The following is an 18,129-nucleotide window of genomic DNA, read 5'->3' as shown; positions in this document are numbered from 1 at the left end:
ATACGCTTGTCTTCAGATGTCAATGTTTACATTGAAGCTTTTGAATTTTTGGAAATGAAATTATTTACATTTTTTCTTTGTATTGGTGAAAAGTTTGTGCTATTATAGGTTATGTGAAGGTAACAATTTTACAACATGTGGTATTTAAGTCAGTGCAAACCACTTAACTAAGAGATATGCACATGACTTTTGAAATACAAACTCAATATTAAAATTTTTTTATGGGAGGAATGAAAAGATGGAAAGTACAAGCAGAAGACCATTTGGGTTCTATGTGTGCTCATTTGCTTTCACATTAGAAAGATTTGCATTCTACTCAGCAAAATGGTTAATCGCAGTATTCGTAGTTGCTACCGTAGCAAAGGGAGGACTTGGTCTTTCCGCTGCAGAAGGAGCAAAAATGTCTGCAAACTTAGTAGCATTTACTTATCTTGCTCCACTGATCGGTGGGTATATCTCTGACCGTATCGTAGGTGCTAGATACCTTGTTCCAATAGGAATGATTTTGATGGGAGCAGGTTACTTAGTGGGGTGGCAAGCCTCAAGTGCTGCTATGGTTAACTTAATGATTATTCTAGTTTCTATCGGTACAGGTTTATTCAAATGTCAGACAAACGCTATAACAGGCAGACTTTTCGATGACCCAAGACAATTAGATAGTGCATTTTCTATTCAGTATTCTTTCGTTAACATTGGTTCTTTTATTGGTACAACCATTATAGGGGTACTTGTAGGAACTAAGGGGTACGCTTTCTGTTTCTTAATCTGTGCAATTATGATGTTTATTGATGCCGCTTGGTTCATTTTTGGATGGAGATTCTTAGGCGAAACAGGTAAAAAACCATTCAAGGTTGATGAACACGAAGAGGTAAAAGAGAAGCAGTTAGTAGAAGAAAAGAAGCCTCTTACATCAATGGAAAAGAAAAGAGTTGCTGCAATCGTTTTAATCTCCTTCTTCTCTGTAATATTCTGGGTGTTCTGGTACTTAGCCTACATGCCTGTGTATTACTATTGGGGCGGCGACAATGCACTTGCTAACTGGACTATAGGTAACTTTACAGTGCCAACAGCTTGGTTTGATTCATTAAATGCATTAATGTGTATTTCATTAGGACCAATTCTTGGTGGATTATGGGTAAAATTAGCTAAGAGACCTCAAGGTGACTTAAGTATGTTTAAGAAGACTGCTTTAGGAATGTTATTATTAGGTTTATCTTATGTAATTTTTGCAATGGCAGATGTTACAAGAGGCGGTAATCTTGCATCACTTGGCTGGATCATTGCATTCGGTATAGTATTATCCCTTGGTGAAATGGTGTTCTCACCACTTGGAAACTCATTCATCAGTAAGTTTGCTCCACCTAGATTATTATCAAGAATGATGAGTGTTTGGGTACTTGCTGTCTTCTTTGCAGGAAAGTCCTACGGATGGTTGTATGAGTTTACATTAAAATTCAAATTTGCACCTGTATACTTTGTAATCGCAGGTATTGCTATTGCAGCTGGTATTATTCTTTGGTTATTAGATAATAAGTTGAACAGTTTAGTTGTAAAAGATGAAGAAGAACAAAATGCTGATGAAGTAGGTCATTATGTATAATAAATCAATTTGTTAACTAACCCGGGTGATTCAAAAAATCACCCGGGTTTTTGAGTTTTGGTTGAGAATTGAAACTTTTAAGATATAGAGAAATTATATTGCTTAAACTAATTGAAGAGTTTTTGTGTGAATTTATTTAAAATTTTAAATTTTAGTATACTTTACACTATCTTCTTATTTTAAATTAATAGTATATTATCTATAGATTGTAGTAAGAGGGGGAAAATAGATGAATAAGTCAGTGGAAGATAAAATGAAAGAAATATTATTGTCAAAGGGAATAGATATTAGCAATTGCTCCAGTGATAATGGAGAACAAGACAATATACCAAAAGAACCAACTCCTAGAGCTAATGCCTTAAGAGATATTTTCTATAATACTTTAGCTACAGCAGATATGGAATTTCCATACTGGTACAATAGAAAGTGGAAGGAATTAGATGGTGAAATTACCATAGTTAGAAGGGCCAAAGCCTTGAAAGAAGCTTTTTCCCGCGTAACACCAAATATAATACCAGGCGAAAAGCTAGTTATGCAAAAAACTCGAAACTATAGAGGGTCCTTCCCAATGCCATGGCTTAGCGAAAGTTTCTTCGTTGCACAGGGGGATGAGATCTCAAGGGAGGCTTCTAAATCAGTTGGAAGTGCAGCAGACGAATTAAGTCATGTTGGACAAGGCGGTGGAAACGTAACCAAAAGCTTTGGAGAGGTAGTGTCTATTGCCGGCAAGTTTGGAATGAGAAAGGAAGAAATTCCTGCACTTTTAAAGGTTGCAAGGGAATGGGTTGGCAAATCTGTTGAGGACGTAAGTCTTAGATATGAAAAAATGGTACCAGAATATGAAATTAAGGAAAAAATAATGAGAAGCTTAGTATGCATGTTTGATTCTGGATATACGATACCACAGGGAAGAGAAGTAGTTAACTATTACTACCCACTGCAGTATGGTTTTGATAAGCTTAAGGAAATAGCAAAGGAATGCATAGATAAAGTTGCTGGAAATGCAGATGGTGATGGACTAATAGGTATGGACAGACTTTACTTTTATGAAGCAGTTATAATTGTTATAGAAGGACTTCAACAGTGGATTCTTAATTATGCTAATCATGCAAGGCTATTAGAGGGAAGGTCCTCTAGTGATCAAGAGAAAAAGGAGTATAGGGATATAGCTGAGTGTCTTGAATCTATAGCTCATAATCAACCACAGAATTTTAGAGAAGCACTTCAGTTGTCCTACATTCTTCATATAGCCGTATTAAATGAAGATGTTATATCCGGACTATCTATAGGCAAACTTGGACAAATACTGTACCCTTGGTATGAGCAGGACATAGCCAGCGGTAAGATAACAAAAGAGGAAGTTCTTGAACTTATGGAACTTTACAGAATTAAAATAACTTGCATTGATGTTTTTGCTTCAGCAGGGGTTAATGGTGGAGTATTATCTGGTAACACTTTTAACAACCTATCTTTAGGAGGATTAACAAGACAAAACCAAAGTGCAGCTAATGAATTAGAAATGATAATATTAGAAGCGGGAATAACTTGTAGAACTCCACAGCCAACTTTAACGGTAATGTATGATGAAAAGCTTCCAGAGGAATTTTTAATAAAGGCTGCTGAATGTTGTAAAACTGGAACGGGATATCCTGCATGGGTTAATAATAGAAATGCAATGGATTTCATGATAAATCAATATGCTGAAGAGGGAATGACTATTGAAGAAGCTAGATCAGTTGCAATTGGAGGCTGTTTAGAGATATCTCCTTGTTGTTGGAAAGTACTAACCTTAAATGGCAAAAGCTATGAAATTCCAGGTGGTGCTGGTCAGCCTACCAGTGTTGGCGTTCACTTTATAGCAAATCCAAAAGTTCTTGAACTAGTTTTAACTAATGGAAAAGATTATAGAACTGGAATGCAGGTTTATCCACCTCATAATAGAAAACTTGAAACTTTTGAAGAATTAATTGAAACCTTTGAACAATATTATGAAGATACAATAAAGATTCTTGCTAAAACTAACAATATCGAACATGATATCTGGAGAAAACAAAATATGGCTGTTATAAATTCTTTTCTTAAGCCAGATTCATTAGATAAGGGTCATCATATAGGAAATATGGGTTATAGATATAACGGAACCTTTAATGTAGAAACCTGTGGAACTATCACCATGATAAACTCTTTAGCAGCTTTAAAAAGCTTAGTGTATGATAGTAAGGAATATACTCTCAATGAGATGATAGATGGAATTTTAAATAATTTTGGTTATAAACAAGCATCTGAAACTGGAAACTACTCATTAGCAGAACAGGTAAAAGTTGATGGCGTTGATAAGTATGACAGGATATATGGTGATTGCCTAAAAGCACCTAAGTACGGAAATAACGACTTCTATGTTGATAGTATTTTAAAAGAGTATGAAGAATGGTTAGCAGAGGCATGCAGCAAAGTTGAATCCTTATATGGTAAGAAAATGTATCCTTGTCAAATATCTGTGTCTACTCATGGACCACAGGGAGCAGCTACTTTAGCAACTACAGATGGAAGGTTAGGTGGAACTACTTATTCTGATGGTTCAGTATCTGCATATCCAGGAACAGATAGAAATGGTTTATATGCATTATTTGAATCAGCTAACATTTGGGATCACACTACATCACAAAATTCTCAAATGAATCTAAAAGTTCATCCAGCTGCACTAAAGGGCATTCAGGGCACGAAAAAATTATTAGATTTAACTAGAGCATATATGAGAAGAGGCGGCACCCACGTACAATACAACATTATAGATTCTACTATATTAAAAACAGCACAAAAATCTCCAGATCAGTACAGGGATTTATTAGTTCGTGTAGCAGGATTTACTCAGTATTGGTGTGAATTAGGTAAGCCTATTCAAGATGAAGTAATATCAAGAACTCAACATGAAGGGGTGTAGTAATATGGCATTAAAACATAATGATTGTTTAAATTTTTGTAGTATAGATGCGAATAAGGGAATATGTAGAGTGACTAAAAATCTAATTTATATAGATACTGATACCTGTAGTAAATTTGATTTAGCACCTAAATGCAATAACTGTGAGAACTTTCATAATGCAGATGAAAATGGTATAGGAATATGCAAAGGTTTATCTAAAGAAGATTGGGTTTATGGCAGTTTAAATGCAGTAACTTGTAATGGTCATAAGTTCAATAGGAAAGGTTAATATTGTGAATACTAAAGGATTGATATTTGATATACAGAGTTTTTCTGTTCATGATGGACCAGGTTGTAGGACTACTGTATTTATGAGCGGGTGTCCACTTAGCTGTAGATGGTGTGCAAATCCGGAAAGCTGGATTAAGAAGCCTCATATAATGTTTAGTGAATTGTCCTGCAAATATGAAAAAGGCTGTAGAATATGTAAAGATAAGTGTACTAAAAAGGGGCTAAGCTTTGATAAGGAAAATAAGCCGGTACTAAACTTTCATATATGTAAATCATGTACTACTTTTGAATGTGCAAAAGCCTGCTATCAAAATGCTCTTAAAGTATGTTCTAAAGAATATAGCACTGAGGAATTAATGAACATATTAACAAGGGACTCTAATAATTGGAGAAGCGGTGGAGGCGTTACATTTAGTGGAGGAGATCCGCTTTCACAAAGTAATTTTCTACTTGAGATACTTAAAAAGTGCAAGGAAAAAGGTATTCATACAGCGATAGAAACAACTGCATATAGTAAGGAGGAAATATTCCTGGATGTAATGAAGCATATAGATTTTGCCTTTATTGATATTAAGCATATGGATAGAGAAAAGCATAAGGAGAAGGCTGGAGTATACAATGACTTAATTCATAGTAACATAACATCACTTGCAAAATCTAGCTGGAAGGGCCGACTTGTGCTGAGAATGCCTGTAATACATGGCTTTAATGATAATGACGACAATATACTACAATTAGTTAAATTTATGAATTTTAACGGTCTAGTGGAAATAAATATACTCCCATTTCATAGACTTGGAGAATCAAAATGGACACAACTTGGCCAAAGTTATGATTACTCATTAGAGGGAGACGTTTCTGATTCTAGGCTAAAAGAAATACAGAATATGTTTTTACAGAACAGCATAGTTTGTTACATCGGCCACGATACTTTGTTTTAACTATATTATTATAGTTATTTATACAGCATAATATTAAAAATCCATCAAGTTTATTAAAACTAGTAATTCTACTATTGGAATTGCTAGTTTTTCATTTATAATATAAGTATATATTTTATTCAAAGGATGAGTGAGCATGGAGTTAAAGGACATATGTATATATGATCACATAAAGGATTACTTAGATGAAATATCTATTGTAAGTTATAAAAAAGGACAATATATAACTCGTTCTAGTGAAAACCTTGAAGAGATTTTTTTTATATTAGATGGAAAGGTTAAGGTAGAGTGTATAACCAAGTATGGCAAGAGCTTTTTAGTAGATGAACTGTCGGAAAATGAGTTCGTAGGGAAAATCAGTTACATGCATGATCAGAATTTATTTTGTGACATTAAGGCTACAAGTAATGCATCCTTATTAAAAATAGATAAAAATACCTTTAAAAAATTGCAGCAAAGCTCGGATTTCATGAAAATATTTTTGTTGAAGACTAGTAATAGAATATATTATATGTACAAGAAATTAATGATGAAGGATTTGTTTAAATTTGAGGAGTTATTTGCTTTTCACATACTGAAAAATTCTGAAAATAATATATTTAAATTTAAAAGTATGTACAGTCTTTGCAAAGTTTTATCAGTGAGCAGAAAAGGTTTATATAATACTATAAATAGATTTATAAAGGAAAACTGTATAAGAAAGGATGAAAATTCAATTGTTATTTTAGATAGGCAATATTTGAACAAAATTTCCACGCATGTAAGAGAGTTTAACGAAACTAATGGCAGTGATTTGAAATTTGATATATAGCCGCATATATAAGTTAAGTTTAGATATATAACTAGTTAACAAGTAAATACATTGTGATATTGGTGAAGAGTCTTTCCTAATTTAGGGAAAGGCTCTTTTTCATATTATCGTTCGAGAAAAATGTCAATTTGTGTTGAAGGTTGTAAAAAAATGTTATATAATTATAGAGTAAAATTGTAAACTATAAATTGTAGATGGAGAGTTGAGTTAACTATGAAAAGGTTAAAGGTAAATTTAATGCTAAACACAATAAAAAGTAAATTAATTGTAACCATGGTAGCGATTTGCTTAATTCCCGTGATTTTGTTAGGAGTTACATCTTACTTCAAATCTAAAAATGTATTAGAAAAGAAACTTGAAGTTACAAGTATGCAGACTCTAAAGGAGATTAATAGAGGCATAGATAATTACTTTGATGCTATGGGGAATCAAGTAAAGGTATTATCTGTTAATGCAAACCTAGTAAACGTTGATAATACGGAAAATGAAGATTCTTTTAAGTATGCTAAATATAGTATTAAAGATGTTCAAGAAAGTGATAATGATATAATAAGTGTTTACTTTGGAACTGAGGGTGGACACTTTACAACCTATCCTGAAGTTAAATTGGCAGAAGGATATAATTATAAAGAAAGACCTTGGTATAAAGAAGCTATAGACACTCCAGATAGAGTAATATACACAGAGCCTTATAAGGATGTTAGCAGTGGAGAATTTGTTATATCTGTTGCAAAGGCTATTGTTAAAGAAGGTAAAGCAATTGGAGTTGTTTCTATGGATATTACACTCTCTAAGTTTACGGAAAACCTATCAAATGTAAAGGTCGGAGACGACGGATACATAATGGTAACTAATGAAAGTGGTATTGCTGTAGTTCATCCAGATAAAAAATTAATTGGAACTGATACTATTAAAAAGTTGAGTTTATGGGATCAGGCTTCAAAGAATAAAGAGGGATTTACAAACTATAAATATGAAGGAAATAGAAAATTTGGAGTATATACTACAAATGAAACTACAAACTGGAAGATATTTGCTGCATTAAATGAAAGTGAACTGACCAAGGATACAGCAGAAATAAGACTTTTAACTTTTATATTGGTACTTGTAACATCAGCATTAAGTGTACTTCTGTCTATTCTTATAAGCAGAGCAATATCTAACAATATAAATAAATTAAGTCATTCTATGAATGTAGCTTCAGGAGGAGATTTAGTCACTCTAGCTGACGTAAAATCTAAGGATGAACTAGGAAAACTATCAAAGGACTTTAATTTGATGACAAAGAACATAAGAGAAATGATGGTAGGAGTGGAGAATTCATCAAAAGTTGTACTTGACACATCATCTAATCTAAGTGCTATGTCAGAGGAAACTACTGCTTCTGTTGAGGAAATATCAAGGGCTATTGAAGAAATTTCTCAAGGTGCAACACAGCAGGCTTCAAGTACCCAGGAAGTAGCTTTTGGAATGGAACAGTTAGCACAAGGCTTAGATAACATTGCTGAAGCTACAGAGGAAATGAACGAACTATCTAGTAGTGCACAGGAGCTTAGCAATAAAGGATTACAAATGGTTCAAGTTCTTGCTGATAAATCAGATGAAACTAAGGTTTCAGCAGTAACTGTTACAGAAATAATAGAAGATATGAATGTAAGTACACAGGAAATTAACAAGATTTCTGATACTATTACACAAATTACTGACCAGACAAACCTCTTATCTTTAAATGCAAGCATAGAGGCTGCACGTGCAGGAGAGGCTGGTAAGGGATTCGCTGTTGTAGCAGATGAAATTAGAAAATTAGCGGAACAGTCAAGAAAATCTACTGACGAGATAAAGGTTATAGTAGAAGCTATTAAATCGAAGTCTTCAACAGCAGTAAAGGCAATGGAAGAAGCAAGTACTATGATAACAGATCAAGGTAAGACTGTTGAAGAGACTACAGAAATATTTAATAAAATCTACCGCTCAATAAATAGTTTAATCTCCATGGCAGGTCAGATAAGAAGTAGTATTTTAACTATTAATGATCAAAAGGGTGTTATTGTAAGTCAAGTAGAGAGTATATCTGCTGTTTCTGAAGAAACTGCTTCTTCTACAGAGGAAGTGAATGCTTCTATAGAAGAGATCACCGCTATGATGTGTGAATTTACCAAAAATGCTACGGAACTTCAAAGCTTATCTCAAGGCTTGGAAGAGGAGTTAGGCCAGTTTAGGATAAAATAATTCAATAGCAAATTAATCAAGAAAAATTATTATAATCATTAAAGTTTATTGGGACCTAGAAATGTAACATTTCTAGGTCTTTTTGATATATATTAAGGGTAGAGACAAATAGTAAAACCTGTTGACATAAAATTGAAAATATGTTATATAAAAAAATAGGACTTAGCACTCAAGAGAAGACAGTGCTAATAATTATCATGAGAGGGGAGATTTACTTGGAAACAAAACAGTTTAAAGCAGAATCTAAAAGACTGCTGGATCTTATGATTAATTCAATCTATACCCATAGGGAAATTTTTCTAAGAGAGCTCATTTCTAATGCCAGTGATGCAATTGACAAGATTTACTATAAAGCATTAACAGATGACTCCTTGAGCTTTGATAAAGATAACTATTATATTAGGGTGAGCTGTGATAAGGAAAATAGAATATTAAAGATTTCAGACACCGGTATTGGCATGACAAAAGAGGAACTAGACGACCACCTAGGGGTTATAGCAAAAAGTGGGTCTTTAAAATTTAAAAAAGAAAATGATTTAAAAGATGGATATGATATAATTGGACAGTTCGGTGTAGGATTCTATTCTGCCTTTATGGTAGCTGACACTGTTACTGTTATAAGTAGAGCCTTCGGAAGTGATGAAGCCTATAAATGGGAATCTAAAGGAGTAGAAGGCTATACCATAGAACCTTGTGAAAGAAACTCCTTTGGCACAGATATTATACTTAAGATAAAAGAAAATACAGAGGATGAAAATTTTGATGAATATCTAGAAGAATATAGACTAAAATCAATTATAAAGAAATACTCTGACTTTATTAGATATCCTATAAAAATGGATGTTACTAGAAGTAGGCTTAAAGAAGGCAGTGAAAAAGAGTATGAGGAATACACAGAGGAACAGACTGTAAACAGTATGGTTCCTATATGGAGAAAGAATAAGAATGAGCTTACAGAGGAGGATTATAACAATTTCTACTCAGAAAAGCACTACGGCTTTGATAATCCAGTAAAGCATATTCATATTAGTGTAGATGGAGCAGTAAGTTATAACGCGATCCTATTTATTCCAGAAAAAATGCCATACGATTTCTATACTAAAGAGTATGAAAAAGGATTGGAGTTATATTCAAATGGTGTTTTAATAATGAATAAGTGCTCTGACTTGCTACCTGACTACTTCGGGTTTGTAAAAGGAATAGTAGACTCAGAAGACTTATCTCTTAACATATCTAGAGAGATGCTGCAGCATGATAGGCAGTTAAAACTTATTGCTAAAAACATAAAAACTAAGATAAAAAATGAATTAGAAAATCTATTGAAAAATGAAAGAGATAAGTATGAGGAGTTCTATAAATCCTTTGGAAGACAATTAAAGTATGGTATATATAGTGACTTTGGCAGTAACAAGGATATCTTACAAGATCTATTGATGTTCTATTCGTCAAAGGAGAAAAAGATGGTTACCTTAGAAGAATATGTTTCTAGAATGCCAGAAGAACAAAAGTATATTTATTATGCTTCAGGAGAGTCAAATGAAAGAATAGAGAAAATGCCTCAGACAGAACTTGTATTAGACAAAGGATATGAAATTTTATACTTTACTGATGATGTAGACGAATTTGCTGTACGAATGATAATGAAGTATAAAGATAAGGAATTCAAATCTGTATCCAGTTCTGATTTAGGTATTGAAGTAGAAGAAAAGGAAAATGCAGATAACGAAGAGAGCAAAGAGCTCTTTGAAAGTATGAAAAGTATTTTATCAGGTAAAGTAAAAGATGTTAGAGCATCAAAAAGATTGAAAAATCATCCAGTATGTTTATCAAACGATGGTGAACTTACAATTGAAATGGAAAAGGTACTAAACTCCATGCCTAATAACCAAAATATAAAGGCAGATAAAGTTTTAGAAATAAACGTAAATCATGATGTATTTGAATCCTTAAAGGAAGCTTATGAAAATGATAAGAATAAGTTAAATTTATATACAGATTTATTGTATAATCAAGCGTTACTTATTGAAGGATTGCCAATAAATGATCCATTAGAGTTTACAAACAATATATGTAAGATAATGAAATAGAGAAAAAGCCACTTTCAAAGATACTCAATGAAAGTGGCTTTTTTATATTTATTTATTGAGTTAAGTTATCCAGTTTAAATTGTACTATATGGTATATCGTTGAAAAATTGTAATGTAATCTTATGTAACTATAATTTTAAAATAAATTGGGCTTTATTTGAAAAAATAAATGAAATATTCTAATAAATATGTCATAATTAAGTATAAAAACTAATTGATTAGCTACATAAACAGGAGGAGATACTTTGAACTTTAAGGACAATTTTAAGATATTAATTGTAGATGATGAAGTGGATTATCTAAATTCAATGAAAAAGTTATTAGATGAAAAAGATTATAATTCAGAAATAGTCCTATCAGGAACAGAAGCTGTGAGAAAGCTTAAGCAAGAAAGTTACAATTTGGTAATTACAGGACTAAGAATGCCAGAAATGAATGGAATTGAACTTACTGAAAAGATAAAAAAGGATTTTTCTAATATAGAAGTAATAATCTTAACAAGCTATGGCTCCATTGAGACAGCGGTACAAGCAATGAAAAAAGGAGCTTTCAGCTACTTTGTTAGAGATAATGGTGCAGAAGAATTGTTAATGGAGATTGAAAAAATCAGGAAGTTCTGGAAGTTAAAATATGAGAATGAATTTTTAAGAAACCAGCAAAATAGTACAAGTTATATTTTGCAAACTTACAATGAAAAATATAAAGATATACTAAATATAGTAAGAAAGGCAGCACAAAGCAATGTAAATATACTTATTACCGGTGAATCAGGTGTAGGAAAAGAGGTTTTAGCTAGATATGTTCATGAAATAAGTGAAAGAAGACAACAACATTTTGTTGCTGTAAACTGCCAAGCTTTATCTGAAAATTTGCTAGAGTCAGAACTTTTTGGACACGAGAAGGGGTCCTTTACTGGTGCACTTGAAAGAAGAATAGGAAGATTCCAGCAGGCTAACGGAGGAACATTATTCTTAGATGAGATTGGAGAAATGCCTGTAAATGTACAAATAAAACTTTTAAGGGTTTTGGAGTCTAGAACCATTGAGATGCTTGGAAGTAATAAAAGCATAAATGTAGATATAAGGCTTATCTCTGCTACCAATAAAGACCTAGAAAATGCAATTATAGAAGGCGTTTTTAGGGAGGATTTATTTTATAGAATTAACACTATAATATTAGAAGTACCTCCTCTAAGAGAGAGAAAAGAAGATTTAAATATGCTTATAGAATTTTTCTTAAGGAAATGTGAAAAAGAACAAAAGAAAAAAATAGTTAAGGTAGAAAAGGATGTTATAGAATTCTTACTGTCATACAACTATCCAGGGAATATAAGAGAATTGAGAAATATAATTGAGAGGTTAGTTGTTTTGTCTGAAAACGGTGTTATAAGATTTGAGGACTTGCCCCAAAGGAAGAAAACTACTATAAGTGATGTTAGCAAAGTGGAGGATGTAGTGTCCTTAAGAGACTTTAGAAAAGATATTGAGAAAGATTATATTGTTAAGATTTTAGATAAATGTGAGGGAAATATATCAAAAGCAGCAGAATGCCTTCAAATAAGCAAAAGACAATTATTTAATAAGATTGCTGAGTACGACATAAAGTAAAGTTTCATTATTTAAGATTATTATAAAGTGAATTTTTTTTCACGGTAAAAGTGAAAAAAAATTCACTTTTATTTATGCAAAAAAATACATATCCATGAAAACAATAGGTAAAATCTATATTCTAAAGTTTTATTTATAGTGAAAGAGTAGTGGCACGGAAATTGCTATTATAATATAGTGAAAACACAAATAAAACAAATAAAAAAATATAAACAAGGGGGAGACTACAATGGAAAAATCAAAAGAAAACACAACTGCTCTAAAAAGGGATATCAATATGATGCAAGCTACATTGCTTGTAGTTGGTATAGTTATAGGTAGTGGAGTTTTTTTCAAGCCATCAGCAGTTTTTAAGAATGCAGGAGCGCCAGGTCTTGGAATACTTGCTTGGGTAGTTGGATGTATAATAACTGTAACAGGAGCACTTACTATCGCAGAAATAGGCTCAGCTATACCAAAGGCCGGTGGACTATTTGCTTATTTAAAGGACCTATATGGAGAAAAATGGGCGTTTTTACTTGGATGGATGCAAACTGTTATTTATTATCCAGGAATGAGTGCTGCATTAGCAGTAGTTTTTGCAACACAATGCACAAGTTTTATTGATATATCACCAACAGGACAAAAAATTGTTGCAGTAGGGATAATTGCCTTTTTAACTGCTGTAAACCTTATTTCAGCAAAATTTAGTGCTAAATTTGCATCTTTATTTACAATAGGAAAACTAGTACCAATAGGTGTCATTATTATTGCTGGTCTTGCAATGGGAAAGGTTCATGACTTTACTCCACTTACAACATCAGCTAGTACTGGAGCAGGATTTGGAGCTGCGTTACTTGGAGTTTTATTCGCTTACGAGGGATGGATTGCTGTAGCGAATATGGCAGGAGAAATGAAAAACCCTGCTAAAGACTTACCTAAAGCAATAATACTTGGATTAACGATTATTACTATAGCATATCTAGGTGTTAACCTAGCTATAATAAACACAATGCCAGTAGAACAAGTTGCTGCATCACAAAAAGCAGCTACAGATGCTTCTGTTATATTATTTGGACCAATAGGTGCAAAACTTATTGCAGCTGGAATTTTAATATCTATTACTGGATGCTTAAGTGCATTTATAATGACTGGTGGAAGAATGCCTTATGCTATGGCTGCAGATAATTTATTTGTATTTAAAGGTTTCTTTGGAAAGTTAAGTGAAAAGTCAGCTACACCTGCAAATGCAGTTATATTCCAAAGTGTACTTGCGGCTGCATATGCTTTATCTGGTTCTTTTGAAGCTTTAACTAACTTGGCTACTTTTGCTATGTGGTTATTCTTTATTCTTGGTATAGCTGGAGTATTTGTATTAAGAAAAAAATTCAAACATTTAATAACAGAAAATTCATATAAGGTTCCATTATATCCAATAGTTCCTTTAATAGGTTTAGTTGGAGCGTTATATGTTGTTGTAAGTACTTTATTAACAGGAACAATGAATGCATTGTTTGGAATAGGACTTACTTTAATAGGACTACCTATTTATGCACATATTAAGAAATCTCAAGTTAACGAAAAAATTTCATTAGATGCCTAAATATAGATTTGTTACTAGTCAAAAAATACTTTCTAGAAATAGAAGGTATTTTTTTGCAATTATCTTACTAACTGGCCAAGTAAAAAACCGTGATTTTATTCACCACAATTTTGTTCATAGATTTAGATTTTTTTACAATAAATAAAATTTGCATAATAAATATATTACTAATATAATAGTTATAGACTTTAATTTACCTTCATAAACACCTTTCAGCAGAGGAGGGTGTTTTTTGATGTGTTATAGTTGCTGTAGGGTGAATAAGTTTTAAATAATGAATAGTTGGATTATGTATTAGTTATAAGTAAATGTTTATATATAAAAAATAGAATGGTAGGTAAATAGTATGCTTTTAATGAAAACTATAGAGTATTCTCAAATTGATGAAGATAAGAATGATGGTAATTATGTTTTAATTGATGTAAGAAGTCCAGAAGAATTTACGAATTCCACTATACCTGGAGCAATTAATATACCTCTTTTTGATGATGAAGAGAGAAAGAGTATAGGCACTACTTATGTACAGGAAAGTGTTGAAAAGGCTAAAAAAATGGGAGTAGAGGCAGTTGCAAAGAAGCTGCCTGCAATATATGAAAAAATAAATGAACTTCACAAGAAATATAAATCATTAGTATTCTTTTGTGCAAGAGGTGGTATGAGAAGTGGATCTATAGTTTCGCTTCTAACTGCATTAGGGTTAAGGGTTTATAAGTTAGAGGGTGGATATAAGGGATATAGATCCTATATAAATAAGAAATTGCCAGAGGTAATGGAAGAGATAAGGTTTGTAGTAATTCATGGTAATACAGGTATGGGAAAAACTAAGATGTTAAAAACCTTATCAGAACAAGGATATGATACCTTAGATTTAGAAGGTTGTGCAAATCACAGAGGCTCTCTCTTAGGTAGTGTAGGACTTGGAGAACAGTATAGCCAAAAACAGTTTGAAAGTCTTGTTTATGAAAGCCTAAAGAAAAGAAAAGGTAACTTAGTCTTTGTGGAAGGTGAAAGTAAAAGAATAGGCAAAATAATTATGGCTGATTTCATTTTTTCAAAGATGGTAGAGGGAAAGCACATAAGAGTAACCGGTGATATAGATTTTAGAGTAAAAAACATTACAGAGGATTACGTTGAAAGTGGCAATTCTGAGCTTATAGAAGCTTTAAATAAACTCAGAAGATACATTAGTGACAAAAATATTGATAAGTATATAAGTGAAGTAGAAGCTTTTAACTATGATTGGGTAATTAAGGAGTTAATGGTGAAATATTATGATCCAATGTATGAAAATAATAAATATGATTGGGATTTAACTTTAGAGGTTCAAAGTATAGAGGAAGCTTGCAGTAAGATAATCCAGTGGAGCAGAGAGCTTATTGACTTAAGTGTTAAGGAAGCTGCACTTACTGTGGAATAATTGATACCTGTCTACTTTTCAATGATATATTAAAATTTTACAAAGACAAGACATAAAGGTAGTCCCTCTTATATAAACTCTGCATATAAAGATAGTAACAAGGTATTTGCAGTAATATATAAGGAGGGAGAATTATGACTTATATAGTTATTCAATATGTTTTTGTTGTTCTTTTAGTTGTTGGAGTTGGATATCTTTTATACCTTTTAAAGGAAAAGGGGCATAAGTTTAATGAAGATTATTTCGGCATAACCCACAGCATATTGAACTCCCTGGGACAGGAAGAAAGAACACCAGATAACGTAAAAAGCATATTAAGATTGGTTTCAAAGGCTGTAACCTATGTGGAAGATAACTATAAAAATGAGGATAACGCCACAAAAGAAGATAAGGCTCTACAGCTTGCAAAGGAAGCACTGACAGAGTTGAATTTTAGAAGAGTCATTGATGACGACAATATAAGATGTGTTATAAGGATAGCTGCAGCATTGTTAACAAAAAAGGAATAGGATGGCCACAGAAATGCTAACAAGATATATCTAGGAAAAAAGTTTATCACCTAAAAAAACAAGCTAAACTCATATTTATAAGGAGTTTAGCTTTATTTTGTTTTAATAATTATTTAGCTTATAAATTTGAAAACTAGTGGATTCTACTGTATAATCAATGAAAGTCTGGAAAGTAACAATTTTAATTTATGAGAACATTTGTTTTTGATTTTTTTTTCTGTTATAATAGTGACAAAATGGATAAATTAAATATTATTTAACAAACTGAAATTAAGTTTAGAATCTTTCATATAAAAACTTAATAATGTTTATATAATTATTTAAATGACTAATCTAAAAAGTTTGGAGGACGGTTATGGAACAAAGAGAAGAACAAGTGCAGGTTTATGATGTCACAGCCTTAACTTCCTTAGAAAAATTAGAGCCTGTCCGAATAAGACCGGGGATGTACATAGGTTCTACAGGAAGCAAAGGTCTTCATCACTGCATATGGGAGATATTGGATAACGCTATTGATGAAATATCCAATGGCTTTGGAGATAAGGCCACAATTATATTAAATAAGGATAAAAGTGTAACTGTTATAGATAATGGCAGAGGAATACCCACTGGAATACACCCTACAAAGAAAAAGTCTGGTGTAGAAATGGTTTTTACAGAGCTTCACACTGGAGGAAAATTTAATAATGATATTTATAAAACCTCTGGAGGACTTCACGGAGTTGGAGCAGCAGTAGTTAATGCTCTTTCAAAGTGGCTGGAGGTTGAGGTAAAGCAAAATGGCAAAATTCATAGACAGAGATTTGAGTATGCTTATGATAAAACTGTTAAAAGAGAAATGCCGGGAACACCGGTAACTACCCTTAAAGTAGTAGGGGAAACAGAAGAAACTGGCACAAAGATAACCTTTATGCCAGATAAAGAGGTTTTCGGAGCTTCAGAATTTAAGTTTGAAGTAATAGATGAAAGACTTCAAGAGCTGGCTTTCCAAAATAAAGGTATAAGGCTAAAGCTTATTGATACTAGAAAAGATGAAATAGTGGAGAAGGAGTATCATTCAGAAAGAGGGCTTTTAGATTTTATAGACTATTTAAACGAAAGCAAAACTGTTCTTCACACTCCACCGATACTCTTTGAAGGTGAAAGAGAAGTAAATGGTTTAAATATGTATGGAGAGGTCTGTATCCAGTTTACCGACTCTACTACAGAATATATAGCTAGTTATGTAAATAATATTCCTACCACAGAATCAGGGACTCACGAAAGCGGATTTAAAACTGGTATGACTAGAGCTTTTAAGGAATGGGCTAAAAAACTCAATCTAGTTAAGGAAAAAGATAAGGAATTTGAAGGCGATGACTTAAGAGAAGGTATGACAGCCATAGTCAGAATTAAGATAAGCAATCCTATATTTGAAGGTCAAACGAAAACAAAGCTTGGAAATACAGAAGCCTATACCATGATGAATGATTTGGCTTATACTAAATTTTCAGAGTGGATAGAGGATAGTAAGGATACTGCAGCAAGTATAATAAATAACGCAGTAGAAGCGGCAGCAAGACGGGAGAAGATAAAAAAGATAAATGAAGCAGAGAAAAAGAAAATAGGAAAAGGTGCTGCACCACTTGCAGGAAAAATAGCAGTATGTACCTTGAAAGATCCTTCTGTATGTGAATTTATTGTAGTTGAGGGAGATTCAGCAGGGGGGTCTGCAAAACAGGCTAGAGATAGAAGGTTCCAGACAATTATGCCTTCTAAAGGTAAGATTATGAATACAGAAAAGCAAAAGCTGGAGAACGTACTTGGCAGTGAAGAACTTAAGATATTCAATACAGCTATAGGTACAGGAGTATTGGATAACTATGATGAAAGTGATTTGAAGTATGATAAGATAATTATAATGTCAGATGCGGATAAACTATTGTCCCCTATGCAAGTAATTGCATAGTGATAACCTTGTGAATTGCGGGAAATCCCTTAGAGCTTTAATTACTAAGTTCATATAGTGACATATGGATGGCGAGGAGTAATTACCGAGGTATAGTAAAAAGATTAAAGATTGGGTAACCACGCAGCGAAGCTTCTTAAAAAGGAGAACGTTCAACGATCATCCCAGGCATGGGAGTAGGAGA

General features: G+C 32.7%; 11 protein-coding genes and 1 pseudogene. All 12 read left to right on the top strand.

What is annotated here, in order from left to right:
- Positions 1–238: 238 nt before the first annotated feature.
- Complete coding sequence (locus N4T77_RS06215; protein ID WP_261670889.1) at positions 239–1,600, top strand: peptide MFS transporter; 1,362 nt, start codon at positions 239–241, stop codon at positions 1,598–1,600.
- 229 nt (positions 1,601–1,829) lie between these two features.
- Positions 1,830–4,541 carry a 4-hydroxyphenylacetate decarboxylase large subunit gene (hpdB, locus tag N4T77_RS06210; RefSeq protein WP_261670888.1) on the top strand — a complete coding sequence of 904 codons (2,712 nt, stop codon included), beginning with the start codon at positions 1,830–1,832 and terminating at the stop codon, positions 4,539–4,541.
- 4 nt (positions 4,542–4,545) lie between these two features.
- Positions 4,546–4,812: a 4-hydroxyphenylacetate decarboxylase small subunit gene (gene hpdC, locus N4T77_RS06205; protein WP_261670887.1), complete on the top strand. Its 267-nt coding sequence runs from the start codon at positions 4,546–4,548 to the stop codon at positions 4,810–4,812.
- Between the two features lie 4 nt (positions 4,813–4,816).
- The gene (gene hpdA / locus N4T77_RS06200; RefSeq protein WP_396125090.1) at positions 4,817–5,755 is read left to right on the top strand and encodes a 4-hydroxyphenylacetate decarboxylase activase; all 939 of its coding nucleotides are present in this window, start codon (positions 4,817–4,819) and stop codon (positions 5,753–5,755) included.
- Between the two features lie 136 nt (positions 5,756–5,891).
- Complete coding sequence (locus N4T77_RS06195) at positions 5,892–6,566, top strand: Crp/Fnr family transcriptional regulator (RefSeq protein ID WP_261670885.1); 675 nt, start codon at positions 5,892–5,894, stop codon at positions 6,564–6,566.
- 213 nt (positions 6,567–6,779) lie between these two features.
- Positions 6,780–8,795, top strand: coding sequence for a methyl-accepting chemotaxis protein (locus tag N4T77_RS06190; RefSeq protein ID WP_261670884.1), 2,016 nt, complete (start codon positions 6,780–6,782; stop codon positions 8,793–8,795).
- 215 nt (positions 8,796–9,010) lie between these two features.
- The gene (gene htpG / locus N4T77_RS06185; RefSeq protein ID WP_261670883.1) at positions 9,011–10,882 is read left to right on the top strand and encodes a molecular chaperone HtpG; all 1,872 of its coding nucleotides are present in this window, start codon (positions 9,011–9,013) and stop codon (positions 10,880–10,882) included.
- 245 nt (positions 10,883–11,127) lie between these two features.
- A complete protein-coding gene (locus N4T77_RS06180; protein ID WP_261670882.1) occupies positions 11,128–12,489 on the top strand; it encodes a sigma-54 dependent transcriptional regulator in 1,362 nt (453 codons plus the stop codon).
- 229 nt (positions 12,490–12,718) lie between these two features.
- A complete protein-coding gene (locus N4T77_RS06175; RefSeq protein ID WP_261670881.1) occupies positions 12,719–14,071 on the top strand; it encodes an APC family permease in 1,353 nt (450 codons plus the stop codon).
- Between the two features lie 355 nt (positions 14,072–14,426).
- Positions 14,427–15,488, top strand: coding sequence for a tRNA 2-selenouridine(34) synthase MnmH (gene mnmH, locus N4T77_RS06170; protein WP_261670880.1), 1,062 nt, complete (start codon positions 14,427–14,429; stop codon positions 15,486–15,488).
- A gap of 134 nt (positions 15,489–15,622) precedes the next feature.
- Positions 15,623–15,997 (top strand): hypothetical protein, encoded by a 375-nt coding sequence (locus N4T77_RS06165; protein WP_261670879.1) that lies wholly within the window; start codon positions 15,623–15,625, stop codon positions 15,995–15,997.
- A gap of 355 nt (positions 15,998–16,352) precedes the next feature.
- Positions 16,353–17,912, top strand: a pseudogene (locus tag N4T77_RS06160) (type IIA DNA topoisomerase subunit B); the annotation flags it as partial.
- Positions 17,913–18,129: the final 217 nt, after the last annotated feature.

It is taken from the genome of Clostridium sp. CX1 (assembly GCF_025398335.1).
Lineage (GTDB): Bacteria > Bacillota > Clostridia > Clostridiales > Clostridiaceae > Clostridium_AM > Clostridium_AM tanneri.
The sequence above is the reverse complement of the archived record's forward strand: the minus strand, read 5'-3'. Positions and strand labels throughout refer to the sequence as shown.

What these genes read in the sequence shown, in the direction of transcription:
- N4T77_RS06190 (WP_261670884.1), top strand. Translation starts at nt 6,780, where the DNA reads ATGAAAAGGTTAAAGGTAAATTTAATGCTAAACACAATAAAAAGTAAA.
- N4T77_RS06215 (WP_261670889.1), top strand. Translation starts at nt 239, where the DNA reads ATGGAAAGTACAAGCAGAAGACCATTTGGGTTCTATGTGTGCTCATTT.
- N4T77_RS06195 (WP_261670885.1), top strand. Translation starts at nt 5,892, where the DNA reads ATGGAGTTAAAGGACATATGTATATATGATCACATAAAGGATTACTTA.
- mnmH (WP_261670880.1), top strand. Translation starts at nt 14,427, where the DNA reads ATGAAAACTATAGAGTATTCTCAAATTGATGAAGATAAGAATGATGGT.
- N4T77_RS06165 (WP_261670879.1), top strand. Translation starts at nt 15,623, where the DNA reads ATGACTTATATAGTTATTCAATATGTTTTTGTTGTTCTTTTAGTTGTT.
- N4T77_RS06175 (WP_261670881.1), top strand. Translation starts at nt 12,719, where the DNA reads ATGGAAAAATCAAAAGAAAACACAACTGCTCTAAAAAGGGATATCAAT.
- hpdC (WP_261670887.1), top strand. Translation starts at nt 4,546, where the DNA reads ATGGCATTAAAACATAATGATTGTTTAAATTTTTGTAGTATAGATGCG.
- hpdB (WP_261670888.1), top strand. Translation starts at nt 1,830, where the DNA reads ATGAATAAGTCAGTGGAAGATAAAATGAAAGAAATATTATTGTCAAAG.